Source organism: Paenirhizobium daejeonense, from assembly GCF_014280875.1.
GTDB classification, from domain to species: domain Bacteria; phylum Pseudomonadota; class Alphaproteobacteria; order Rhizobiales; family Rhizobiaceae; genus Allorhizobium; species Allorhizobium daejeonense.
The window spans coordinates 264,351-286,625 of record NZ_JACLAL010000003.1; the positions used below are offsets into that span (position 1 = coordinate 264,351).

Below are 22,275 nucleotides of genomic sequence, written 5' to 3' on the forward strand. Positions count from 1 at the left end.
TCTCTTGCCCGCGGATTGGGACGGAAATTGGGACGCGCCTAAGCGTGTCCCGCTACCTCACGCATATTTGCGGAACCAGCCGTGGAGATAGTCGACGAAGACGCGAACCTTGGCGGGCAGGTAGCGGCGGTGGGGATAAACAGCATAGATGCCACGGTCCGTGGTCAGGTATTCATCAAAGAGCGATACGAGTTCACCCGACGCGATGTAGGGCCTGGCGATGAAATCCGGGATCATGGCAATACCGAGCCCAGCGCGTGCGGCGCGCAACGTTGCTTGCGGACTATTGACCTCGATCGGGCCGCTGACGGCAACCGAAATCGGCGAGCCATCGGGTTCGACGAATTTCACGCTGTTGTGGGAGCGGGAATTGGTGTCGATGAGAACCGGCACCCGGGATAGCTCCTGCGGGTGGGTGAGGGGGCCGTATTTCGCCACGAAATCGGGTGTCGCGCAGGCATAGACGCGGAAGTCCGAGAGCTTCTTGGCGATCAGGCCCGAATCATCGAGGCGGGTGATGCGGATAGCCAGGTCGAAGCCTTCCTCGATCATGTCGACGAAGCGGTCGTCGGCGACGATCTCAAGCGAAAGATCGGGATGTTCCTTGGCAAAATCGATGAGCGACTGACCAACATCCGCGTCGATGAATGTTCTGGGAACCGTGACCTTCAGTTTGCCCTTCAGGTCGGTATTGTTCTCGCGCACGAGATCGGCAAGGTTGTCGATCTCCTTCAGGATATCGGCGGCGGTGCGGTAATAAGTGTGCCCCGCCTCGGTCAGCGAAAATTGCCGGGTTGTGCGGTTGAGCAACAGGGCGCCGAGTTCGTCTTCCAGCTCCCGTACATATTTGGAGAGAAGGGCCTTGGAGCGACCGGTCTTGCGCGCGGCGGCCGAAAAACCCTCTGCTTCGACCACGTCGATGAAGGCGCGAATGCGGGTGAGCGTGTCCATGACGCGGTCTTTCTCCTGATTTGTTCCGAATAGTGAACAAAACGAAGGATTGTTCAATCAATTTTCTTATAACGGTTGCAAAAACCTCTTGATTATGACGACGAATATTCATATCTCACGGGCTGCCCAAAGTCGCACGTGCCTGTGGGTGTCCGCCGACCCTCGAACTGGGATTTATCCCTAAGGTGAGGTCATCGGTAAGGTACCTGGAACTAACCCCTCCAGTCGCTATTCCGGCCAACCGGGAAATGCGAGGACATCTTGAAGCAACGACGGTGCGGGCCTTTCTGGTTCTCTCCCGGCTTTCCATCAGCTGGGGTCACTGAAGAGGCACACCATCATTGCCGGAAGTGCGGTAGGGTTACCCCTCCAATCCATGGCAGACAAAGCGGATTCATGCTCTCGACCGAGGGGGCGTTTATCCATCGTTTCGCGCGTTGAGCGTTCGTACGGCACCAGTGTCTCCACCAACTGGATTCGTGCGATGTCTCTTCGTCCTTTGTCCTCTCGTGCCCTGCAACGGGTTCGGGATCCTTGGAACTTGTGAGGGATACACCCATGGCCACCGCTCGTATTCTCGACTTCATCAACACCCGACGTCCCGAAGGTCCCTGCCTTGTGGTTGATCTCGACGTCGTGCGCGACAACTACAGCGCCTTCCGTCACGCCCTGCCGGACAGCTCGATCTACTATGCCGTGAAGGCCAACCCGGCTCCGGAAATCCTGTCGCTGCTCGCCTCCATGGGTTCGAGCTTCGATTGCGCTTCGGTTGCCGAGATCCAGATGGCGCTCGACGCCGGTGCTTCCGCCGACCGCATTTCCTTCGGCAACACGATCAAGAAGGAACGCGACATCGCGCGTGCAAACGCTCTCGGTGTCGATCTCTTCGCGGTCGACAGCCATGAGGAAGTCGAAAAGATCTCGCGCGCCGCTCCCGGCGCCCGCGTCTTCTGCCGCGTGCTGACCGATGGCGAAGGCGCTGAATGGCCGCTTTCGCGCAAGTTCGGCTGCGTTCCGCAGATGGCGGTCGACGTGCTGGTCTACGCACACCAGCTCGGTCTCGAATCCTACGGCGTGTCCTTCCATGTCGGTTCGCAGATGACCAAGGTCGATGCCTGGGATGCCGCTCTCGGCGATGCCAAGCGCGTCTTCACCTCGCTGGCCAAGCAGGGCATTCACCTACAGATGGTCAACATGGGCGGCGGCTTCCCGACCAAGTACCTGCGCGACATCCCGTCGGCGGAGGCCTATGGCCGCGCCATCAACGGTGCGCTGAAGAAGCACTTCGGCAACCACATCCCGCGCACGATCATCGAGCCGGGCCGTGGCATGGTTGGCAATGCCGGCGTCATCAAGGCCGAGGTCGTCCTCGTCTCGAAGAAGTCGGACAACGACGCGCATCGCTGGGTCTTCCTCGACATCGGCAAGTTCGGCGGTCTCGCTGAAACCATGGACGAGGCGATCCGCTACCCGATCCGCACCGCTCGCGATGCCGACGATATGGAGCCCTGCGTGCTCGCCGGTCCGACCTGCGATTCCGCTGACGTGCTGTATGAAAAGAACATGTACCCGCTGCCGGTGTCGCTGACGATCGGTGACGAGGTTCTGATCGAAGGCACCGGCGCCTATACGACCACCTACTCGGCGGTCGCCTTCAACGGCTTCGAGCCGCTCAAGGCCTACGTTATCTGATGTCGACCGTGCCGGCATGATCGGCACGGCACAAAAACAACATCATCGGAAACTCTCTTGGTTCGGGAGGCCACCATGGCCGCTGTTCTTGATAGCGTGCGCGCATTCTTTGCGCCTGCACCTGCCTTTGTCATCGATGTCGAAACGCCGGCGGATGTCGTCGCGCGCGAAGCCCTGCTGGACCGCGCCATGGGCGCGGATCGCCGCAAGAAGTCGTCGGAGAAGATCCGTCGCGGTCGTCTGCCGGCGGAAGGGCTAGCCTTCGTTGCGCGTGATCGGGACGGCCATGTCGTCGGCACCGTTCGGCTGTGGAATGTCGAGGCTGGTGTCGGTCGTGGCGGTACCGTCATTGAGGCTCTGCTGCTCGGCCCGCTCGCCGTCGATGCGGCGCATGAGGGCAAAGGTATCGGTTCGGCATTGATGCGGGCGGCCATTCTGGAGGCGAAGAACCGTGGCCATGGCGCCATCCTGCTGGTTGGCGATGCGCCTTATTACGAACGGTTCGGCTTCTTCGCCAGCAAGGCACAGCATCTGGTCATGCCCGGCCCGTTTGCCCGCGATCGGTTCCTGGCGCTGGAACTCAAGGAAGACTGGCTCGATGGTGCCGCAGGCATGATCGTCGCCTCCGGTCGCAAACTGTCGGCCCCGGCCTATCGCCGTGCGGCCTGAAATCTGAGAGACAGGCTCGCGCCACCGACAGAGTTCGATGTGTTCGGAGGGGCTGCTTCGGCATCTGAGCCGTTGGTTGAGCGTGAGCCTTTCATCCCGTCGCGGCGGCGGGACCTGCGCCCTCTCCCTATCCACAGGGAGGGGGCGTTTTTCTTTGTGGCCAACTCTAGTGTGGCTGCCGGATCCCGGCCTTGTTAAGCCTTGCCTAAAAATCGCCCTGTATCGGGAACAAAATGATGCCTCGTGCTCGTTATAGCACCATGACATGTACGTCATGACCCAACGTATGATCCTGCCCGGCGCAGGACTGCGAAATAGGAGTGTACCTCTATGTTGAAGAAACTATTGCTTGGTTCGGTTGCCGCTGCGGCGATCTCCTCCACGGCCCTTGCAGCAGATGCCGTCGTTGAGGCTCCAGCACCGCCTCCGCAAGCCATTGAGGCTGCGCCGGTCTTTTCCTGGGCGGGTGGTTATGTTGGTGCCCATGGCGGTTATGGCTGGGGGAACGGTGACTTCTACGACGGCGTCGGCTCCGCTTCCGACGACTTCGATGGTGGCCGGTTCGGCGGCTTCGCCGGCTGGAATTTCGATGTTGGTAACAACATCATCCTGGGTGTCGAAGGCGACCTGAACTACGACTGGAACAAGAACAGCTATGGTGACGTCGACGTCAAGACTGGTCTGAACGGCTCCGTCCGCGGCCGCGTGGGCTACGCGATGGACCGTGCATTGCTTTACGCGGCAGGCGGCTGGACAGCGACCAACGTCTCCGTTGACGGCTCCGGCTTCGGCGAAGACAAAACGCTGAACGGTTGGACACTCGGTGCTGGTTTCGATTACGCCGTAACGGACCAGCTCTTCACGCGCGTCGAGTATCGTTACAACGACTATGCCGAGAAGAACATTCTCGGGGTGGATACCGATTTCAACCAGCATGTGGTGAATGTCGGTCTTGGCCTGAAGTTCTGACGGGAAAATCCGTTCCTGCAAATAAAGCGCCCGGCCTTCTCATAAGGAGGTCGGGCTTTTCGTTTGAGGCGGTCAGGCCTCCGCAGAGCACAGGCTTGAATCAGAACCGCTTCTCGTTTTCGTCTTCCAGGATCTTGATATCCTGCGAATCCGGTTCGTAGGTCTTCGTCGCGCCGTTCCAGTGATAAACCACGGAGACTGTCCGGGCTTCGGAAGGCTTTTCCTGCGTATCGCAGCTCTCCTCGACCTTTTCGTCGCGCAGCGTTACCTCGACGCGAATGGCGGCACGTCCGCCCGTCTTTTCCGGCTCCACCGAAATCACAGGTTCCTGCAGGCGGTTCAGGCCGCAGTAGCGCTCGGAGAGGGTCAGGATGTCATCGACACTCTGCAGATGGTTTGCGTCTGCCAGCAAGATGCTGGTCGTGCGGTAAGTCTGGTTCGAATTCCAGTGGCTGCTTTCGCTGATGATCGCCTGCGCGCCGTCACCGAGATCGAGCACACCCGGCTCGACCAGCCCTGTCTCGCGATCAAGCCCGACATCGACAGCGTCCAGCAATTGCGGCTCGCCGGCTGTGGTGTAAAGCGCAAGGATCGCGGGCGCCAGTGGTTCCTCGGAGAGCGGTCCGAAGTCGAAGAGCACGGCAAGGCGCTGATTCTCGCCGCTACCCAGCGCCATGGTTTCCACGCCGTCGATCGCAAGCCCCTCAGGCCAGTCCGTTTCCAGGTCCAGCCTCTTCGAAAGCTTGGCATCGAGTGTGTGTCCGATCCAGCCCATGCCATCGGGTTGAAGGTCGGTGACGAAGGCGCGCGCGAGATCGAAGAAGGTCGCCGATGATGCACCGGGAACGGGGTCGCCAAGTGCCGCGAGTTCGGGTTCGGCCGCTTTCGCGGATATGGAGCACATCGCCAGCAGAAGCATGAAGGTGGCGGAATAGAGTGAAGCGCGCATCGGGATCGATCGTCCGGTTCAGGAACTTGCGAGAATCTATCCCAGAATCACTCCGCCGAAAATGAGTCTTGTTGGCGGCGGACAGGGCGTATTCCTGGCGAAGAAATATGTCGCATGCTGCGCTTTTATCATTCGTCAATTCTAACTGTGGCCAAATTGCGACAGGTGCGACTATTGCCTTTGCGGCAGGGCCTCTTGTGCCCAGCGCATTGATTTAGCTCAACCCGCACGTCCTGAATGGGTCCATATTCGTCCCCGGCAAAAGCCTTTTATTCATAAGGAGAGATCTATGACCATGATGTGGACGAGGCGGATCGGCGCCCTTGCTGCAACCACTGCATTCCTGCTGATCGGCCAGGCGGCCTACGCGGCGGACGTATCGCCGGTTGCCGAGCCGACGCCGGAAGCGCCTGCCGTCTCCGCACTCAGCCCGTGGCAGATCCGCGTTCGTGGTCTCGGCGTCATCACCAACGACGAGGGCAAGGTCAATGGGGTGCCCGGCTCCGACCTTTCCTACAGCGACTCTGTCATTCCGGAACTGGACATCACCTACTACTTCACCGATAACATCGCTGCTGAACTCATCCTCGGCACGACCCGCGCCAATGTTTACGGCGAAGGCTCGATCGATGGTCTCGGCAAGATCGGCAGCACCTGGCTTCTGCCCCCGACGCTCACCCTGCAGTATCACTTCACCGACTTCGGTGCCTTCAAGCCCTATGTCGGTGCAGGTATCAACTACACGATGTTTTACAGTCAGGATGCCAAGTCCGCTGACGACCTCGACATCAAGAATACCTTCGGCGCAGCCGTTCAGGTTGGTTTCGACTACATGGTCAACGACCACTGGGGTTTGAACTTCGACGTGAAGAAGATCTTCCTCAAGCCCGATTTCGACGTCACCGTTGGCGGCACGGACCTCAAGGGCAGCGCCAAGCTCGATCCGTGGCTGATCGGCGCCGGTGTAACCTACCGTTTCTGATCACCGGATCAGGAATTGCTGAATGCAGAAAGGCCGGGGGCTTCGCCTCCGGCCTTTTCTATTACCATCTTGGTTTTGAACCCTCCGGCCCTCTCTCGAACGCGTGTCTTGACATGTGACCAATGAGTCACATAATTTTCAATCCATGGATGATGATGTTTTCTTTGCTCTCAGCCATCCGCTGCGGCGTGAGCTGCTGGATCTCCTGACGGAGAAAGGCGGACGGACACTCGGGGACCTTGAAAGCCACCTGCCGGTCAGCCGGTTCGGGGTGATGAAGCATTTGAAAGTGCTCGAGGCGGCGCATCTCGTGGTGTCGCGGAAGGCCGGGCGGGAGAAGCTTCACTTTCTTAATGCCGTACCTATTCAGGAGGTCAGCGACCGCTGGATTGCCCGCTATGCGGTGCCGTTTGTCCGGACGATGGCCGACATCAAGTCGATTGCCGAGACAATGGAAAAGGAAAAAGAGATGACGAGCGAAATTCAGCCGAAGCATGTCTACGAACTCTATATCCGTGCATCCGCGGAGACCGTTTGGGAAATCATAACCAGCGATGCGAAGACGCCGCTCTGGCAGCACTTCAATATGACATCACGGACCGACTGGCGTGTGGAGGGCGAATACGCCTGGATGATGGGCGAGCGGGTAGCGATTTGCGGAAAGATCGTCGAGATCGAACCACTGCGCCGGCTGGTTCTGACATTCAGCGCCCAGTGGGCGCCAGATGTTGCTGCCGACAAGCCGTCGAGGGTGGTTTTTGAAATCGAACCGCTGCCAGGCAAGGCATGCAAGCTGACGCTGGTGCATGACGATTTCGGCGGCGAAACTGCGACCAGCAAAGCGGTGGTTGGCGGTTGGCCGGAGTCCCTGTCGCGGCTCAAGACGCTTGCCGAGACCGGAGTGCCCTTCCTGCTCGAACGGGCTGTCTGAGATTGTTCCGACGGCGGTTGGTCATTCCGGCCGCCGCCGGTACGTCAGGCTGTGATGTCGATGACACCGCAATCACCGGCGTCGGATGCGAAAGCAACGAGCTTGCCGGTGGCGCTCCAGCCCAGCGAGGTAATCGCGCCCTTGCCCGGACGCCGCAGCAGCGCTTCCTTGCCGTCGGCGATGCGAACGGCGAGGATCATGCCGTCTACAAAGCCGATGGCGAGCACCTCCTCTGCAGGGTGGAATGCGACTTGGCTCACCATGATGTTGGCGCGGGTGCCGAGTTCCAATGGGGCTTTGCCCATCGGGCCGTCCTTGCTGGAGAAGGGCCAGACGATTGCCGCCGGGGCACCCGAAGAGGCTAGCCACTTGCCCTTTACCGACCACGACAGGGACTTCACCTTCGAGGGATAGCCGGTCATGCGCATGTGACGGGTGTCGTTCGCCTTGCTGTCAAGTTTCCAGCCATGCAGTGCATTTTCCTGCATGGTGGTTACGATGAAACGGCCATCCGGAGAGAAGGTTACGCCGGTATGAGCGCCCTTCCATTCCAGATCGACCGGCGCACCGCTTGCGCCGACCCAGTGAAGCGTCACGCCATTGTAGCGGGCGACGGCAATGCGCATGCCCTTAGGGGCGAAGTCGATGCCTTCGACGGTGCGCTCCTCGGAGAATTCCTTCGTGGTGCCATCGGCGAGACGGACATGGGCGACCTTGCCGTAAGAATAGCCAACGGCTCCCTGCGGGCCGGCCGCAACCACGGAAATCCACTTGCGCGGGACATGAGCAAGTTCGGTGACGGAACCGTCATGGGCAATGCGCAGTACCTTGCCGTCTTCCCCGCCAGTGACGAGGGTCTGGTTTGAGGTGTCCTTGACGCAGGCAAGCAGGCCCTGATGGGCCTCCGTCACCTTTTCGCCGCCGTCGAGACGATGGATCGTGCCGGCGGCGGTTGCGAAGACGGGAATGTCTCCGAGGAATGCGCAGGTGACGACGTGACCTTCAAGGTCGAGAGGGGCAACCGTCGGCATCAGGCAGTCTTTCCTTCAGGCATGGCTTCTATCACAAGAGGTCGGGCATGCTTCGGCGTCATGCCGTGGCCTCGCAGGCATGGAAACTCTTTTCGAGCTTCTCACGGTCGAGATTGCGGCCAATGAAGACGAGACGGGTCTCGCGCTTCTCTCCATCCTTCCACGGACGCTGGTGATCACCTTCGATGATCATGTGCACGCCCTGCACGACGTAACGTTCCTCGTCGCCCTTGAAGGCGATGATGCCCTTGAGACGCAGGATGTTCGGGCCGTCGGTCTGGGTGACCTTCTGGATCCAGGGGAAGAAGCGGTCCGGGTTCATTTCGCCGCCGCGCAGCGAGATGGAGACGACAGTCACGTCATGGATCGGCGAAGGGGCGTGGTCATGGTGATGGTGGCCATGGTCATGATCGTGATGATGATGGTCGTGGTCGTGGTCGTGATCATGGTGGTGATGGTGGTCGTGACCGCATTCGGGGCCGCAGACATGGTCCGGGTCGTCATGGTCGAGGAAATGCGGGTCGTTTTCCAGGGCGCGCTCGAGGTTGAAGGCACCCTGGTTCAGTACGCGGGCGAGGTCGACGCCGGAACGGGTGGTCGCATAGATGCGGGCCGACGGGTTGATGGCGCGGACGATGTCCTCGATGCGGTGAAGTTCGTCGTGGCTGACGAGGTCGGTCTTGTTGATGACGACGACATCGGCAAAGGCGATCTGGTCCTCCGCCTCGCGGCTATCCTTCAGACGCAGCGGCAGATGCTTGGCGTCGACGAGGGCGACGACGGCGTCAAGTTCGGTCTTGGAGCGAACGTCGTCATCCATGAAGAAGGTCTGGGCGACCGGGACGGGATCGGCAAGGCCGGTGGTTTCGACGATGATGCCGTCGAAGCGGCCCGGGCGGCGCATCAGGCCCTCGACCACGCGGATCAGGTCGCCACGCACGGTGCAGCAGACGCAGCCGTTGTTCATTTCGTAGATCTCCTCGTCGGACTCCACGATGAGGTCGTTGTCGATGCCGATTTCGCCGAACTCGTTGACGATGACCGCATATTTCTTGCCGTGGTTCTCGGAAAGGATGCGGTTGAGAAGCGTCGTCTTGCCGGCGCCAAGGTAGCCGGTCAGCACGGTGACGGGAATGGGTTTTGCGGCAGCTTCAGTCATTGGATCCTCGATGAGGTAAAGGAGCGCGGAGGTGCGCCGTAATGGTGTTACCCCATATAGGCGCTGGCTCGGACGAGTTCAAAGGCTTTGTTCAGGGGAACGGTTTTCGCCCGCGCAGACAAAAGTATCGATGTCGAAGCGGTGAACGTCCCGCAGCAGTTCGGTGAGGCCATTCACTGCGTTCGCGATCAGCTTTTCTCCGGTCTCGGCAGTGGCCGCTGCCGCATTGCCGGCCACGCCGTCCGCGTTGAGATCGGACATCTTCCAGCCGAAGGCATGCGGACCATAGGCGCGCAGATGGCTGAACGTTTCGACGAATCGGGTTTGCCGGGAGGGGAAGTCGCGGGCCTTCGCCATGTCGACCAGTTCGGGGTGCAGGGCGAGCATCACTGATGTTTCGATGAGGCCGCCATGGATGTCGATCGCCTTGGCCTCAGGCGTAATGACACCTTCCGGCACGCCGAAGCGGGTCCAGCTGGTGGCGACCGCCAGCATGTCGAAGCGCACCCGAGCTTCCGTGATGACGATGGTCATCAGCGGCGAATTGCCGCCATGAGCATTCAGGAGGACGAGCTTGCGGATGCCCTTGCAGTTGAGGTCTTCGGCTGTCGCAAGCCAGCGGTTGACGGCCTCATCGAAGGCGAGGCTTTTCGTGCCCTCCACGTCCATGTGTTCGGGCGAATAGCCGACAGGCTCGACGGGCAGGAATGTGACGGGCAAATCCTGCGGAAGTTCGGCAATCAGTCTTTCGGCGATGCCTTCGGCGATCAGGGCGTCGGTTTCAAAGGGCAGGTGAGGGCCGTGCTGCTCGTGGGCACCAAGCGGCAGGACGGCGATCCAGTCGCGGCGTTCTTCCACAGGCGCAGTCAAGTCGTTGTCATGGAAGTGAGGCCGGGGCTTCGCCATCTGGTTTCTGTCTTTTATTTTCGCTATGGATTTCAACGCCAGAGTTTCAGCCGGCGCGAAGAGGCAAGGCCGCCAACGGGCGGCGCGGGAGGCAGAATGTCCAAAAAAGACAAAAGCGACAAGGACAAAGGCGAGAAGAAGAACAAGGGCGGCAAGAAGAAGGACGCAGGTGCCGTCAGTGTGCCGCTGACCGTCCTCGTCACCCAGCTCGCCCGCACCCTGCGCACAAGGCTTTCCCACAATCTCGCCGATAGCGGCCTTTATGCCGGACAGGACGGGGTAATGCAGCTTCTCGGTGAAGAGGACGGCATTACGCCCGGCGCGCTTGCCCAGCGGCTCGGCGTCAAGGCGCCGACCATGACGCGCACCATTGGCCGCATGGAGGCGCAGGGCTTCGTGATGCGCCGTGCCGACGACAAGGATGCACGGCTGACCAAGGTCTATCTGACTGAAGAGGGACGCAACAGCATCGAGCGGATCGCGGGCGCCGCCGACGATTGCGAACGCGTGGCGACAAAGGGGCTGTCCGGCAAGGAGGTTAAGGTGCTGGCGCGTCTGCTGGTAACTGTCGAGGAAAACCTCAGGAACGATCCAGAACGACGCTGATCTTCGGCGAAAGAATGAATTGAAATATGCGCTTAAAATGTTTAATTAAAAAATTTAAGCGCTCCGCCGGATAGCCGGCGAGGAAATAGCCAGTCACGGGGGAGGAAAAGTGGCTCAGAAGGTCAAGCTTTCAACGATTGCCGAATCGCTCGGTTTGTCGACCGCAACCATATCGCTTGCCTTGCGTGACAGTCCGCTGGTTGCAGCCGATACGCGGGAAAAGATCAAGGAGCAGGCACGCACCCTCGGCTATATCTATAACCGTCGTGCAGCCAGCCTCCGGACGTCACGCTCGGGTATCATCGGGGTCGTGGTGCATGACATCATGAACCCGTTCTACGGCGAAATCCTGAAGGCGATCGAAAGCGAACTGGACCGTAGTCGCCATACCTTCATCCTTTCGAACCATTACGATTCAGTCGACAAGCAGCGGATGTTCATCGAAACGCTGCTGCAGCTCGGAGGCGACGGCGTCATCATGTCACCGGCGATCGGAACGCCGCCCGAAGATGTGCGTCTCGCCGAGGACAACGGCATGCCGGCGATCTTCGTTGCCCGTTCGATGGACGGCGTCGACGTGCCGATCTATCGCGGTGACGACAGCTACGGCATTTCGCTGGCCACCAACCACTTGATCGGCCTCGGCCATCGCACCATCGCGATGATCGGCGGCACCGACCAGACCTCAACGGGTCGCGACCGCTATCAGGGCTATGTCAGCGCGCTGCGCAAGGCGGGGATCGAGGTGGACCCGAACCTGCGCATTCCCGGCCCGCGCACCAAGCAGGGCGGCTTCGAGGCGGCGGTGAATTTCCTGTCCTTGCCACAGAAGCCGACGGCGGCCGTCTGCTGGAACGATCTCGTCGCCATCGGCCTCATGAACGGCATTGCCCGCGCCGGGCTGGTTCCGGGCAAGGATATCTCGGTCACCGGCTATGACGATCTCGAGGAGGCTTCCATTGCCACGCCGGCGCTGACCACCGTCTGGAATGGTCAGGCAGAAGTCGGACGGCTTGCAGCGCGGGCGCTACTGGATAAGCTGGCGGGCAGTCACGAGCCTGACGGCATTCATCTCATCAAGCCGGAAATGCGTATCCGCCAGTCGACAGGCCCCATCAACCGCTGAGACAGACAGGGATTATCCAGGCATGATGAAAGACCGCGTCGCAATCCTCGTGCCCGGTTATATCAACCCTCGCGTCATCGCCCGGTTGAGCGATTCGTTCGATATCGTCGCCGTGCCTCATGGCGCGACGCTGGATATTTCCGACGAGGAGGCTGCGTTGGTGAGGGGGATAGCCGTATCCGGCGCCCTTCCGGCATCTTGGATTGCACGCTTGCCCAATCTGGAAATCATTTCGAATTTTGGCGTCGGCTATGATGGTGTGGATGTCGGTGCCGCAGTCGCACGCGGTATCATGGTGACGAACTCGCCGGATGTCCTGAACGACGAGGTGGCCGATACGACCGTCGCTCTGCTCATCAATACCGTGCGGCAGTTGCCGCAGGCCGAGGCCTGGCTTCGTCAGGGACGGTGGACGTCAGAAGGTCATTTCCCCCTGACGCCGCTTTCGCTTAAGGGGCGGCATGTCGGCCTGCAGGGACTTGGCCGGATCGGGATCGAAATCGCACGACGGCTCGAGCCTTTCAAGGTGAAGATCAGCTACCATACACGCCGGCCACGCGCCGATGTGTCCTATGGCTATCACGCAAGCCTCCTGAGCCTTGCTGAAGAGGTCGATACGCTGATCTCGATTGTTCCTAAAACGCCGGAAACCACGGGTTCCATCAATGCCGAGGTTTTGAAGGCGCTCGGTCCGAGGGGAGTCCTCATCAATGTGGGGCGCGGCACGACGGTCGATGAGGCGGCACTCGTCTCAGCCTTGAAGGACGGCACCATCGCGGCGGCCGGGCTGGATGTCTTTGCCAACGAGCCGCAGGTTCCGCAAGAGTTGCTGGGTCTGCCGAATGTCTCGCTCCTGCCCCACGTCGCTTCGGCATCCATCCCGACGCGTGATGCGATGGCCGATCTCGTCGTTGACAATCTGATCTCCTGGTTCTCGACGGGTAAGGTGCTGACGCCCGTGTCCGAGATGTTGCAGGAATCGGCTTGATGCGTTGCCTCTTCCAGCTTTCCGCAAGCTTGCGTGGGCATGTTCGCTGATGAATATGCGATTTCCGGCTGGGGGCGGCGGGTGAAGGCCTACATAATCGTATTGACTGGCGGATTTTTGATCGCGGGTGTCGCTGTGGCCGGCGTCTATGGCTGGCGGCAGGCTGATGCGTCCGGTGCAGCTTTCGACCCTGTCGTCTCCGGCTCCATTCGCGTGAATGCGAACGGTTCTATCATCGCGCCGCCGGCCGAGTTTTCGATCTCCAATACCGTGACGAAGACGACCTGCATTGCGGAGCGGGGTGGTACCCTCCAGAGCCGCAATCGCAGCTTTTCCGCACCCCGCGAGTGTGATGATGTCTGGCCGAAGCTGTCTAGCATCCGCAGTTGGGCGCAAGAAGAAGACGGCAGCGTGACACTTGCCAATGGCGCGGGGCAGCCAGTCCTGACGCTCACGCGGAAAAAGGGTCTGGTCTATGAAACAGTGAGGCCCGCCGGAGCCGGTATCGCCCTGCAGATGCTGCCTGAATGACTTTTAAAAGCGTCTTGCGTCCCTTCGGACGTCAAAGCGCGCTCCCATTCTTTCAAAGCATAAAGCGTTAGCCGCGAGCCTTCACGTAATCGCGTACGGCATCGCCGAAGGCTTCGAAAAGGGCGCGGGACGGCTTGTCGCTTTCTGCCCAGTATTCCGGATGCCATTGTACGCCGATGGCAAAGCCCTTGGCGCCGATCACAGAAACGGCTTCGATCGTGCCGTCATCGGCAATGGCTTCGACCTGCAGGCTCGGAGCAGTCTTCGAAATTGCCTGGCGGTGCAGCGAATTGACCGGGATGCGGCCCGTTCCGAGATAACGGGCGATGCAGGAGCCTTCTGCGACGACGACATCCTGACGGATGCTGTACATCACGTCTCGGTCCGCATGCTGGGGCTTGCGGTGGTCCCACACGCCTTCCTGCTCCTGAATCTCGGTCGCCAGCGTTCCGCCGAGTGCGACGTTGAGTTCCTGAATGCCACGGCAGATCGCGAGCAGGGGAATGCCACGTTCTATGGCTCGGCGGATCATCGGCAGGGTGGTGGCGTCGCGGGCGGGATCGAAGGGGCCGTCGCTCTCCCTGACTTCGCCGCCGTAGAGCGAGGGGTGAACGTTGGTGGCCGAACCGGACACGAGCAAGCCGTCGACGCGGTCCAGAAGGGCATCCGTGTCATTGCCGGCCTCGAAGGCCGGAATGATGAAGGACATCACATCTGCAACCTTGAGCGCGGCGCGGACATACTGATTCTGGGCCGCATGCCAAGAGGTTCCGTCGAATTCGCGAATATCGGCGGGAATGGCAATGATCGGCTTGGGCATGATGGTCTCCGAAAGGGCAGTCGGGAATTGTTGAAAGGCAGGTTGATCGTGAAGTCAATGTCAGATTGCGGTAAAATTCCGGCTAAGTTCGCTCCCAAGCGTTACACGAAGTCTTTCCGGACGTAATACTTGTTATCGCCGTAATCCAACTGCTCTCGGAAATATGCGCCGAAAGACTATTGTGGCGCAGCTTGAAACGCTTTGGAAAAAATGGTCATCTCGCCTGTATTGCTGCCTGGAGGAGGCGCAAGAAACCCGCCGGTGGCGCAAACCATGATTGGGAGGTCATTTTATGGATCGTCGTTCATTTATAAGGAAAGCTGGCGTGGCCAGTGCGGGCGTTGCCGCGTCGTCCGTGCTCGCCGCGCCTGCCATTGCGCAGGAAAACCCCAAAATCACGTGGCGGCTGACGTCGTCGTTCCCGAAGTCGCTGGATACGATCTATGGCGGCGCGGTGGATATTGCCGAGCGGGTGGCGGCAGCCACTGACGGAAACTTCAACATTCAGGTTTTCGCCGCCGGTGAAATCGTGCCGGGTCTTCAGGCCGTGGATGCGGTTTCCGCCGGCACGGTCGAGGCTGCTCACACGACTTCCTATTATTTCTGGGGCAAGGAGCCGACCTTCGCCATCGGCACGGCCATTCCCTTTGGCCTGAATGCTCGCATGCAAAACGCATGGTATTATCAGGGCAACGGCAATACGCTGATGAACGAGTTCTTTGCCACTCAGGGACTCTACGGTCTGCCGGCAGGCAATACCGGCGTGCAGATGGGGGGGTGGTTCCGCAAGGAGATCAACACCGTCGATGACCTCAAGGGCCTGAAGATGCGCATCGCCGGTCTGGCCGGCAAGGTTCTGGAAAAAGTGGGTGTCGTGCCGCAGCAGCTTGCTGGCGGTGACATCTATCCGGCACTCGAAAAGGGCACGATCGATGCGGCCGAATTCGTCGGTCCCTATGACGACGCCAAGCTCGGCTTCCACAAGGTGGCCAAGTATTATTATTATCCGGGTTTCTGGGAAGGCGGCCCCGTCGTCCACGGCTTCTTCAATCTGGAGAAGTACAACGGCCTGCCGAAGCACTATCAGGCGATCCTTGCGGATGCCTGCGCCTATGCCAACACAAACATGACGGCAAAGTACGACACTAAGAACCCGCATGCTCTCAAGCAGCTCGTCGCCGAAGGTACCGTACTTCGCCCCTTCAGCCAGGAGATCATGGAGGCCTGCTATCAGGCGGCTCTCGGTATCTATGCGGAACTCTCGGCACAGAGCCCGTCCTTCAAGAAGGTCTATGACGATCAGCTGTTGTTCAAGAAGGATGCCTATCTGTGGGCACAGCTTGGTGAGTACACTTTCGATACCTTCATGATGATCCAGCAGCGCGCGGGCAAGCTCTAAGGGTTGCCGCCGTCACGAAAAAGGAAGGCCCCGGACGTGGCGTCCGGGGCCTTTTTGTTTGCCTGCCGAAAAGAAGAACAGCGCCCCGAGAGGCGCTGTTTCATTTGATCGTTCAGCTTATTTGATGACTGGCGGCTGGCTGAGGTCCATGGATGGCGTGCCGGTTGCCGGCGCTTGTCCGGGCAGACCGCCGTTGGAGCCAAGCGGTGGCAGGCCGAAACCGCCGGGTGCTCCATTGCCGCCGTCCGACCCCAGTGGGGGCAGGGACATGCCGCCGCCCGCACCGAAGCCCGGCACCTCGATCTTGACGTTTTCCGGATCAACCGTCGAGTGGCCACTCTTGTAACGCATGACGAGGCTTGGAAAGGCAATCACGACGATGATCATGATGAACTGGATGATGATATACGGCAGCACGCCCTTGTAGATGTCGAGCGTCTTCATGCCCGTCATCATCTTTCCGGTTGCCTGATCCTTCCAGTCGCCCGCGGGTGCCACGGAACGCAGGTAGAAGAGCGAGAAACCGAATGGCGGCGTCAGGAAGGAGGTCTGAAGGTTGATGCCCAAAATGACGCCGAACCAGACGAGGTCTATGCCGAGTTTCTCCGCCACCGGCGCGAGCAGCGGCACCATGATAAACGCGATCTCGAAGAAGTCGATAAAGCACCCCAAGATGAAAACAATGATCGTGACCACGATCAGGAAGCCGTATTCACCACCCGGCAGGGCCGTCAGCAGGTCCTCGATCCAGATATTGCCATTGATGCCGTAAAAGGTGAGGCCGAAGACGCGCGCACCGATCAGAATCATCATGACGAAAGCGGACAGCTTCGTCGTCGCTTCCAGCGCATGTTTCAGCGTGGCGAACGAAAGGCGGCCCTTGAGTGCCGCGAGAACGAGTGCGCCCGTCGCTCCCATTGCTCCGCCCTCTGTGGGCGTGGCGATACCGAGGAAGATGGTCCCCAGCACAAGGAAGATAAGCGCCAGCGGCGGGATCAGCACGATGATGACCTGCTGGGTCAATCGCGAAATGATGTTCAGTCCGAATTTACTGTTGGCGATCGCAATCACGTAAGCAGCGAGCACACCAAAGGCCAACGCAGCGACCAGTCGCCATTCGGGGCTTGCGATGCCGATGAAGAGCACTTCATGACCAAGAAAATAAAGCCCGACCGTGACTGCGATCATGACGAACAGCGAGGTGACGCCACCGCCCAGTGTGCGCGCTTCCAGAGGCAGGGCAGGCGCCCAGTCCGGTTTCAGCATCGACGCCACGAAGATGTAGGCGCAGTATGCCGCGACAATCAGGATGGCGGGATAAAGCGCGCCGACATACATGTCACCAACCGAGCGACCGAGCTGGTCTGCCATGACGATGAGAACAAGGGACGGAGGCACGATCTGGGCAAGGGTGCCCGACGCGGCGATCGTGCCTGCGACCAGGGGGCGATTGTATTGGTAACGCAGCATGATCGGCAGCGAAATGAGACCCATTGCCATGACCGAAGCCGCGACCACACCAGTCGTTGCTCCGAGGAGAGCCCCAACGAGAATGACCGCATAGGCAAGGCCTCCACGGATCGGGCCGAAGAGCTGGCCGATGGTATCCAGAAGATCCTCCGCCATGCGCGATCGCTCGAGGATCAGTCCCATTAAGGTAAAGAACGGGATCGACAGCAGCGTATCGTTGTACATGATGCCATAGATACGATCCGGATGGGATTGTAGCAGTGGCCAGAAAAGCTTGATTTCCGGGGAGATGGAGGACAGTTCCACCCCAATGGCGAAATAGATCAGGCCTCCCGCAGCGAGAGTGAAGGCTACCGGATAACCGAGCAAAAGCATCAGCATCACGGTGGAAAACATGATCGGGGCGAGGTTGTGGGCGATGAAATCGATCATGTCAGTGCCCCGTCGCTTCTGTTGAGTTCTCGGTCTCTGCCGCTTCCGTCACGTAACCGAAGACGATGGCGGCACGCTTTACGATCTCTGACAACGTCTGGGCGCTGAGCAGCAGGAAACCAACGAGCACGGCCGCCTTGGCCGGCCAGACGATCAGTCCGCCTGCGCTTGAGGAGATTTCACCGATTTTGTATGAGGCCCAAAACCAGGGCCAGGCGAGCCACGTCATCAGGAAGGTGAAGGGCAGAAGGAAAATGATGTGCAGGATCAGATCGATCCGGTCCCTCGTCTTTTTGCTCCAGGAGCTCGACACGATATCGATGCGCACATGATCATTTTTCAGGAGCGCATATGCGGCCGCAAGCATGAACACTGTGCCGTAGAGATACCATTGAAGCTCGAGCCAGGCGTTGGACGAGATGTCGAATACCTTGCGGACGACTGCATTGCCGGCGCTGATCAGGACTGCGGCAAGTAGTAGCCAGGACACCCAACGCCCTATGGCTCCGTTGATCGTGTCGATCAGCCGGGCAATGGCCAATAACATTTTCATTGTTGTTCTCTCCCCTGGATCTCAGAGTCGTCATTAGATCAAGGCCGGTTTGCGCGCAACCGGTGAACTCCAACGTTCTCAGGGCCTTTCGTCTTATGTCTATGTGGAAAGCGGCCGTCTCATCTGCTGGAACGAGGTCTATCGGGGGCGTCCAGAAGGGTCTTCATCCACGAAGCGATTTCCTCCCGCATCCGAAGTCGTTCCAATCCGGTGCAGGCGGCCGATTCTGGTTGATGGGATCTTGAGGGATTGTCCGCCGATAAATTGTGATTTGTCAATTTATCGGGCAGGTTGTGGCGGGAGAAGATTGCGGGCTGTTCGAGGAATGTGTCCGGTGATGATCAATAACTGGAATAGATCGCCTTTTTCCTATGCTGGAAAGCGAATTTTAAACCGTCTTGCCTAACGTCGCCCGCATCAAGGAGGCCGTGGATGAAGGTTCGAAGCAGGAGGGCTGTGCCGCCGGACGTTTATCTGTCCTTCGTCAGCTCGCTTTTCGAAAATCGCAATACGTTGTTTACGGGAATGGCTGTCCATATCCTGACGTTCGTTGCTATCTACTTGAAAAGTGGCGATGCCTTCTATCTTATGCTCTGTGCCGGCTTCGTCATCGTCTTCGCCAACCGCATCTACTGGTTCACGCGTTTTCAGCAGGCGGACAAGTCGCAAATGACGCGGCACGAAATTCGCCAATGGGAACGACGTTATGTACTGGGCGCTGCTTCCACGGCTGCCATTCTCGGCACCGGTAGCGGCTATGCCATTTTCGTTTTGCAGGACAGTTTTGCCGAGCTGGCCAGCATTGCCGTCACCATGGCGTCGATGGTCTCCGTTGTCGGACGTAATTACGGCTCGCGTCTTGCCGTCGATCTTCAGACGCTCGCCTGCTGCCTGCCGATGGTGGCGGGGAGCCTTCTGGCACAGGACTTCTACAAGGCTCTGTTATCCTTGATGCTCATTCCGTTTGGCCTGACGACGCGGGCCATGGCCAACGGCGTGCGGGAGTTTCTCTACGAGAACGTCATTGCCTCGCAGGAAATGAAGAAGATCGCGGGGCGCTTCGATACGGCCCTTACGAACATGACCCATGGCCTGGTCATGCTCGACCCGCACAATCGCATCGAGGTCATCAACCGGAAGGCCTGTGAACTTCTGCATCTTGGCGATCGCAAACGCCTGACAAACTGCGATCTCGACGTAGTGCTGCGCTATGGCGTTCGTCACACCTTTGTCGATGGTTCCATGCCGAGCCTGATCCAGAAACAGTTGGCGCAGTTGATCGACGGCAGCACGTCTCGTGCGGTGATGCAGTTCTCCGACGATCTTATTCTCGAGTTCTCGGCAAGCCGGCGCCCCGAGGGCGGCGTCGTGCTTATTTTCGAGGACGTGACAGCGCGTATTCGGGCCGATCGCAAGATCCTGCACATGGTGCGCTACGATTCCCTCACCGGCCTGCCGCAGAGGGCCTACTTCTGCGATCTGGTGAAGGAAAAGGTTGCGCAGCAGGCGACGGGGCAGGTCGGCTTCATGGTCCTCGACGTAGACGAATTCAAGCACGTCAACGACATGAAGGGCCACCTGACGGGCGATCGTCTGCTGGTCGCCATCGCCAATCGGCTTCTCGAGCTTGCCGCCGGCGAGGCGATCACCGGGCATTTTGTCGGGAACCAGTTCGTTCTCTTCTTTCCCGGTCGAGAGGGTGAGCTCGGTCTCGATGCGCGCATGCGTTCTATTCATGAGCGGATTGCCGGCAATTACGACGTCGAGGGGCTTCACATCGCTGTGACGTTCTCCGCCGGATGCGTGATCCTCGACAGTGCCGAGTTGCGGATGGAAGAGTGGCAGATCAAGGCGGATCTGGCGCTCTACGAGGCCAAGTCTCGCAGCAGGGGGCGCCTCGTCTTCTTCGCGGAAGAGATGGATGCTCGTTACGTGGAGCGGCAGAGGCTGAAGACGGACCTGCGCGCGGCTGTCGATGCCGGCGATATCAGCGTCGCCTACCAGCCGATGTTCAAGCCCGACGGCTCTGCGCTCGAATGCTGCGAGGCGCTTGCCCGCTGGACGCACCCCGAGAAAGGCGCGATCCCGCCGAATGTCTTCATTCAGGTGGCCGAAGAGATGGGAATTGTTTCTGAAATTACCCGTCAGGTGATCAAGAAAGCGTGCCGCGACTGCATGACATGGCCGGAGCATATTTCCATTTCCGTCAACCTCTCTGTGCAGGACCTGCGAAACGAACTCATCATCGATACCGTGACATCGGTGCTGGCCGAAACCGGTCTTGCGCCCGGAAGGCTGCATCTAGAAGTTACCGAAAGCAGCCTGATCGAGGAGCTTTCGACCGTTCGGCTGATCCTCGAACAGTTGAGAGGCTACGGTATCACCGTCGCGATCGACGATTTCGGCACGGGCTTCTCCAGCCTCAGCTATCTCGACACGTTGCCGGTCGATGTGGTCAAGATCGACCGCTCCTTCGTGCGCAACATCTGCGAGGATGTTCGTCGTCTGAAGCTTTTGCGAGGCATCGTCACGCTTTCGCGCGGTCTCAATCTTCAGATCGTCGTCGAGGGCGTGGAGACACGGGAGCAACTGGCGCTTCTCATCAAGTATAATTGCGCCGATCTGATACAGGGCTATGTCTACTCCATGCCGGTATCTTCAAGCGACATCGAGGAACTCAGTCAGCTTGCCGAGCGCAAGGAGTTCGAGGCTCGCACCTACGTCGCCTGACGACTTCCTAGTTAAGGCGTTCCATTTTCTTACAGTTTGTTTCCGCTCGGCGGTCCCGAATGCGCCGGAGGCCTCAGCGTGAGCAATAGCGTTAACTAATTGTTAACCTTAACAAGGAATTAACAGGAAAACCTACTAATCTTACCGGGTGTCCCCGGGCCACTCCACGTGATAGCTATGCTTAACAATTCGTTAATCATCAGCGAGATCATAAGAGCATGGTGCCTTCGGGAGGAGACGGTTTCGCCCAGCGTTTGATGCGAATACTCGACGACATCGAGTACCGGCGCATCGAGACGGGTGAAGACATGGAGGATATCGCGCGCCTGCGATACAAGGCCTACAAGGCGGCCGAGGTGCTGCCGGTCTCGGGCTCCAGCCTCATCGATGAGGCTGACTTCGACGATCATACCTATGTGTTCGGAGTGTATTATTTCGAAGAACTGGTCAGCACCATCCGTCTGCACCATGTGACGCCGGACCATCGCGTCTCGCAGTCGGCGGGCGTGTTTCCCGATGCCATGGAAGACTTCCTGAATGCCGGCCTGACGCTGATCGATCCGGCGCGTTTTGCTGCGGATCCGGGCGTTGCTGCGGAATTGCCTGTCATTCCCTACATCACACTTCGGCCGAGTATCGTCGCCGCAGCCTATTTCAAGGCGGACCGTGTGTTGCAACACGTGCGCCCGGCGCATGCCGCTTTCTACAAGCGCGTGTTCTATGCAGATACAGTGGTCGAGCGCCGAATGGCCGATATCTATGGTTTCGAGCTTACCCTGCTCGCCACCAACACCCACACGACAGGCGACAGGCTCCTGAAACGTTATCCGTTTTTCGATTCCGGCATACATGAACGGCGTTTGATGTTCGAGCGGGGCGGCGAGCCAGTGTTTACTCCGCTAACCGTGTTGCCCTCGGCGCGGCTGGTTGCAAAAGGGTTCATCGCCGGCGCCGTCGCAGGGCTGGATTACTGACGCTCACTATCCGCTATTCACGCCGTCCGGAAGAGGGGGCCGGATTGCGCTTGGCTGCGGCATTGTGTATTTCCTTATGCGGAGGCGACGCTTACGGTGTCTCTGTGACGGCAGATAAGCGTTGCGGGTTTTGAGAGCGCCTGGAAAGCGCTCGCATGAGGGGAGATGAAGCATGAGCGAACATCACGCGGGTCCGGTCGAAACGGGAGCGCAGATGAACTATGCCGAGCACGAGAAGACCTATGATCTTTTCATCGCCGGCACGAAATACGGTACGGCTCTTCTGGTTGCGCTGATGATCGCCATGGCAGCGGGCTTCATGGGTGGGGCCGGCTTCTTCGGTGGCTTCCTTATCTTCATCGTCCTGAGCGCTGCCGGTATCTTCCTTCTGCGCTGAACATCCCGGT

The 22,275-nt window shown here is 59.3% G+C and carries 21 protein-coding genes; 13 read left to right on the forward strand and 8 right to left on the reverse strand.

Annotated features, from left to right (window positions below):
- Positions 1 to 57: 57 nt before the first annotated feature.
- Positions 58 to 951: a LysR family transcriptional regulator gene (locus H4I99_RS08135; protein ID WP_163900934.1), complete on the reverse strand. Its 894-nt coding sequence runs from the start codon at positions 949 to 951 to the stop codon at positions 58 to 60.
- A gap of 558 nt (positions 952 to 1,509) precedes the next feature.
- On the opposite strand from H4I99_RS08135, the gene odc2 reads away from it, so the two are divergent.
- From odc2 to H4I99_RS08150, 3 genes are all read left to right on the forward strand, one after another.
- The gene (gene odc2, locus H4I99_RS08140) at positions 1,510 to 2,643 is read left to right on the forward strand and encodes an ornithine/lysine decarboxylase (protein WP_163900932.1); all 1,134 of its coding nucleotides are present in this window, start codon (positions 1,510 to 1,512) and stop codon (positions 2,641 to 2,643) included.
- 75 nt (positions 2,644 to 2,718) lie between these two features.
- Positions 2,719 to 3,312: a GNAT family N-acetyltransferase gene (locus H4I99_RS08145; RefSeq protein ID WP_163900931.1), complete on the forward strand. Its 594-nt coding sequence runs from the start codon at positions 2,719 to 2,721 to the stop codon at positions 3,310 to 3,312.
- 330 nt (positions 3,313 to 3,642) lie between these two features.
- Positions 3,643 to 4,281 (forward strand): outer membrane protein, encoded by a 639-nt coding sequence (locus tag H4I99_RS08150; RefSeq protein WP_186663261.1) that lies wholly within the window; start codon positions 3,643 to 3,645, stop codon positions 4,279 to 4,281.
- A 100-nt stretch (positions 4,282 to 4,381) separates the two neighbouring features.
- Here H4I99_RS08150 and H4I99_RS08155 read toward each other — a convergent pair whose 3' ends face one another.
- Complete coding sequence (locus tag H4I99_RS08155) at positions 4,382 to 5,230, reverse strand: hypothetical protein (RefSeq protein WP_163900929.1); 849 nt, start codon at positions 5,228 to 5,230, stop codon at positions 4,382 to 4,384.
- A 298-nt stretch (positions 5,231 to 5,528) separates the two neighbouring features.
- On the opposite strand from H4I99_RS08155, the gene H4I99_RS08160 reads away from it, so the two are divergent.
- On the forward strand, positions 5,529 to 6,212 hold the full coding sequence (locus H4I99_RS08160) for an OmpW/AlkL family protein (protein ID WP_163905819.1): 684 nt from the start codon (positions 5,529 to 5,531) through the stop codon (positions 6,210 to 6,212).
- 145 nt (positions 6,213 to 6,357) lie between these two features.
- Positions 6,358 to 7,143, forward strand: a complete 786-nt coding sequence (locus H4I99_RS08165; RefSeq protein WP_163900927.1) for an ArsR/SmtB family transcription factor — start codon at positions 6,358 to 6,360, stop codon at positions 7,141 to 7,143.
- A gap of 44 nt (positions 7,144 to 7,187) precedes the next feature.
- Here H4I99_RS08165 and H4I99_RS08170 read toward each other — a convergent pair whose 3' ends face one another.
- The 3 genes from H4I99_RS08170 to H4I99_RS08180 all read right to left on the reverse strand — a co-directional run bounded on the left by H4I99_RS08170 (position 7,188) and on the right by H4I99_RS08180 (position 10,239).
- Entirely contained in the window at positions 7,188 to 8,174 is a 987-nt protein-coding gene (locus H4I99_RS08170) for a WD40 repeat domain-containing protein (protein WP_163900925.1), read from the reverse strand.
- Between the two features lie 58 nt (positions 8,175 to 8,232).
- The gene (locus H4I99_RS08175; protein WP_163900912.1) at positions 8,233 to 9,333 is read right to left on the reverse strand and encodes a CobW family GTP-binding protein; all 1,101 of its coding nucleotides are present in this window, start codon (positions 9,331 to 9,333) and stop codon (positions 8,233 to 8,235) included.
- Positions 9,334 to 9,411: 78 nt separating this feature from the next.
- Positions 9,412 to 10,239: a creatininase family protein gene (locus H4I99_RS08180; protein WP_163900910.1), complete on the reverse strand. Its 828-nt coding sequence runs from the start codon at positions 10,237 to 10,239 to the stop codon at positions 9,412 to 9,414.
- 96 nt (positions 10,240 to 10,335) lie between these two features.
- Between H4I99_RS08180 and H4I99_RS08185 the strand changes: the two genes are divergently transcribed.
- From H4I99_RS08185 to H4I99_RS08200, 4 genes are all read left to right on the forward strand, one after another.
- Complete coding sequence (locus H4I99_RS08185) at positions 10,336 to 10,845, forward strand: MarR family winged helix-turn-helix transcriptional regulator (protein ID WP_163900908.1); 510 nt, start codon at positions 10,336 to 10,338, stop codon at positions 10,843 to 10,845.
- Between the two features lie 109 nt (positions 10,846 to 10,954).
- Positions 10,955 to 11,971 (forward strand): LacI family DNA-binding transcriptional regulator, encoded by a 1,017-nt coding sequence (locus H4I99_RS08190; RefSeq protein WP_163900906.1) that lies wholly within the window; start codon positions 10,955 to 10,957, stop codon positions 11,969 to 11,971.
- Between the two features lie 22 nt (positions 11,972 to 11,993).
- Complete coding sequence (locus tag H4I99_RS08195) at positions 11,994 to 12,959, forward strand: 2-hydroxyacid dehydrogenase (protein ID WP_163900904.1); 966 nt, start codon at positions 11,994 to 11,996, stop codon at positions 12,957 to 12,959.
- Positions 12,960 to 12,998: 39 nt separating this feature from the next.
- On the forward strand, positions 12,999 to 13,490 hold the full coding sequence (locus tag H4I99_RS08200; protein ID WP_163900902.1) for a hypothetical protein: 492 nt from the start codon (positions 12,999 to 13,001) through the stop codon (positions 13,488 to 13,490).
- A 67-nt stretch (positions 13,491 to 13,557) separates the two neighbouring features.
- On the opposite strand, the gene H4I99_RS08205 is transcribed toward H4I99_RS08200, so the two are convergent.
- Positions 13,558 to 14,310: a gamma-glutamyl-gamma-aminobutyrate hydrolase family protein gene (locus H4I99_RS08205; RefSeq protein WP_163900900.1), complete on the reverse strand. Its 753-nt coding sequence runs from the start codon at positions 14,308 to 14,310 to the stop codon at positions 13,558 to 13,560.
- Between the two features lie 292 nt (positions 14,311 to 14,602).
- Here H4I99_RS08205 and H4I99_RS08210 point away from each other — a divergent pair, with 292 nt between their 5' ends.
- Positions 14,603 to 15,709, forward strand: coding sequence for a TRAP transporter substrate-binding protein (locus H4I99_RS08210; protein WP_163900898.1), 1,107 nt, complete (start codon positions 14,603 to 14,605; stop codon positions 15,707 to 15,709).
- A 117-nt stretch (positions 15,710 to 15,826) separates the two neighbouring features.
- Here H4I99_RS08210 and H4I99_RS08215 read toward each other — a convergent pair whose 3' ends face one another.
- On the reverse strand, positions 15,827 to 17,611 hold the full coding sequence (locus H4I99_RS08215; RefSeq protein WP_163900896.1) for a TRAP transporter large permease: 1,785 nt from the start codon (positions 17,609 to 17,611) through the stop codon (positions 15,827 to 15,829).
- Between the two features lies 1 nt (position 17,612).
- Positions 17,613 to 18,164, reverse strand: a complete 552-nt coding sequence (locus H4I99_RS08220) for a TRAP transporter small permease subunit (protein WP_163900895.1) — start codon at positions 18,162 to 18,164, stop codon at positions 17,613 to 17,615.
- Positions 18,165 to 18,596: 432 nt separating this feature from the next.
- Between H4I99_RS08220 and H4I99_RS08225 the strand changes: the two genes are divergently transcribed.
- The 3 genes from H4I99_RS08225 (at position 18,597) to H4I99_RS08235 (ending at position 22,265) form a co-directional block, all read left to right on the forward strand.
- Positions 18,597 to 20,894, forward strand: a complete 2,298-nt coding sequence (locus H4I99_RS08225; RefSeq protein ID WP_163900893.1) for a putative bifunctional diguanylate cyclase/phosphodiesterase — start codon at positions 18,597 to 18,599, stop codon at positions 20,892 to 20,894.
- A 218-nt stretch (positions 20,895 to 21,112) separates the two neighbouring features.
- Positions 21,113 to 21,868 (forward strand): N-acyl amino acid synthase FeeM domain-containing protein, encoded by a 756-nt coding sequence (locus H4I99_RS08230; RefSeq protein WP_163900891.1) that lies wholly within the window; start codon positions 21,113 to 21,115, stop codon positions 21,866 to 21,868.
- A 172-nt stretch (positions 21,869 to 22,040) separates the two neighbouring features.
- The gene (locus tag H4I99_RS08235; RefSeq protein WP_163900889.1) at positions 22,041 to 22,265 is read left to right on the forward strand and encodes an aa3-type cytochrome c oxidase subunit IV; all 225 of its coding nucleotides are present in this window, start codon (positions 22,041 to 22,043) and stop codon (positions 22,263 to 22,265) included.
- The last annotated feature ends 10 nt before the right edge of the window (positions 22,266 to 22,275 follow it).

Excerpts from the sequence above, each read along its gene's own strand:
- H4I99_RS08135 (WP_163900934.1), bottom strand. The coding sequence starts at position 951 with ATGGACACGCTCACCCGCATTCGCGCCTTCATCGACGTGGTCGAAGCA.
- odc2 (WP_163900932.1), top strand. The coding sequence starts at position 1,510 with ATGGCCACCGCTCGTATTCTCGACTTCATCAACACCCGACGTCCCGAA.
- H4I99_RS08145 (WP_163900931.1), top strand. The coding sequence starts at position 2,719 with ATGGCCGCTGTTCTTGATAGCGTGCGCGCATTCTTTGCGCCTGCACCT.
- H4I99_RS08150 (WP_186663261.1), top strand. The coding sequence starts at position 3,643 with ATGTTGAAGAAACTATTGCTTGGTTCGGTTGCCGCTGCGGCGATCTCC.
- H4I99_RS08155 (WP_163900929.1), bottom strand. The coding sequence starts at position 5,230 with ATGCGCGCTTCACTCTATTCCGCCACCTTCATGCTTCTGCTGGCGATG.
- H4I99_RS08160 (WP_163905819.1), top strand. The coding sequence starts at position 5,529 with ATGTGGACGAGGCGGATCGGCGCCCTTGCTGCAACCACTGCATTCCTG.
- H4I99_RS08165 (WP_163900927.1), top strand. The coding sequence starts at position 6,358 with ATGGATGATGATGTTTTCTTTGCTCTCAGCCATCCGCTGCGGCGTGAG.
- H4I99_RS08170 (WP_163900925.1), bottom strand. The coding sequence starts at position 8,174 with ATGCCGACGGTTGCCCCTCTCGACCTTGAAGGTCACGTCGTCACCTGC.
- H4I99_RS08175 (WP_163900912.1), bottom strand. The coding sequence starts at position 9,333 with ATGACTGAAGCTGCCGCAAAACCCATTCCCGTCACCGTGCTGACCGGC.
- H4I99_RS08180 (WP_163900910.1), bottom strand. The coding sequence starts at position 10,239 with ATGGCGAAGCCCCGGCCTCACTTCCATGACAACGACTTGACTGCGCCT.
- H4I99_RS08185 (WP_163900908.1), top strand. The coding sequence starts at position 10,336 with ATGTCCAAAAAAGACAAAAGCGACAAGGACAAAGGCGAGAAGAAGAAC.
- H4I99_RS08195 (WP_163900904.1), top strand. The coding sequence starts at position 11,994 with ATGATGAAAGACCGCGTCGCAATCCTCGTGCCCGGTTATATCAACCCT.
- H4I99_RS08200 (WP_163900902.1), top strand. The coding sequence starts at position 12,999 with ATGTTCGCTGATGAATATGCGATTTCCGGCTGGGGGCGGCGGGTGAAG.
- H4I99_RS08205 (WP_163900900.1), bottom strand. The coding sequence starts at position 14,310 with ATGCCCAAGCCGATCATTGCCATTCCCGCCGATATTCGCGAATTCGAC.
- H4I99_RS08210 (WP_163900898.1), top strand. The coding sequence starts at position 14,603 with ATGGATCGTCGTTCATTTATAAGGAAAGCTGGCGTGGCCAGTGCGGGC.
- H4I99_RS08215 (WP_163900896.1), bottom strand. The coding sequence starts at position 17,611 with ATGATCGATTTCATCGCCCACAACCTCGCCCCGATCATGTTTTCCACC.
- H4I99_RS08220 (WP_163900895.1), bottom strand. The coding sequence starts at position 18,164 with ATGAAAATGTTATTGGCCATTGCCCGGCTGATCGACACGATCAACGGA.
- H4I99_RS08225 (WP_163900893.1), top strand. The coding sequence starts at position 18,597 with ATGAAGGTTCGAAGCAGGAGGGCTGTGCCGCCGGACGTTTATCTGTCC.
- H4I99_RS08230 (WP_163900891.1), top strand. The coding sequence starts at position 21,113 with ATGGTGCCTTCGGGAGGAGACGGTTTCGCCCAGCGTTTGATGCGAATA.
- H4I99_RS08235 (WP_163900889.1), top strand. The coding sequence starts at position 22,041 with ATGAGCGAACATCACGCGGGTCCGGTCGAAACGGGAGCGCAGATGAAC.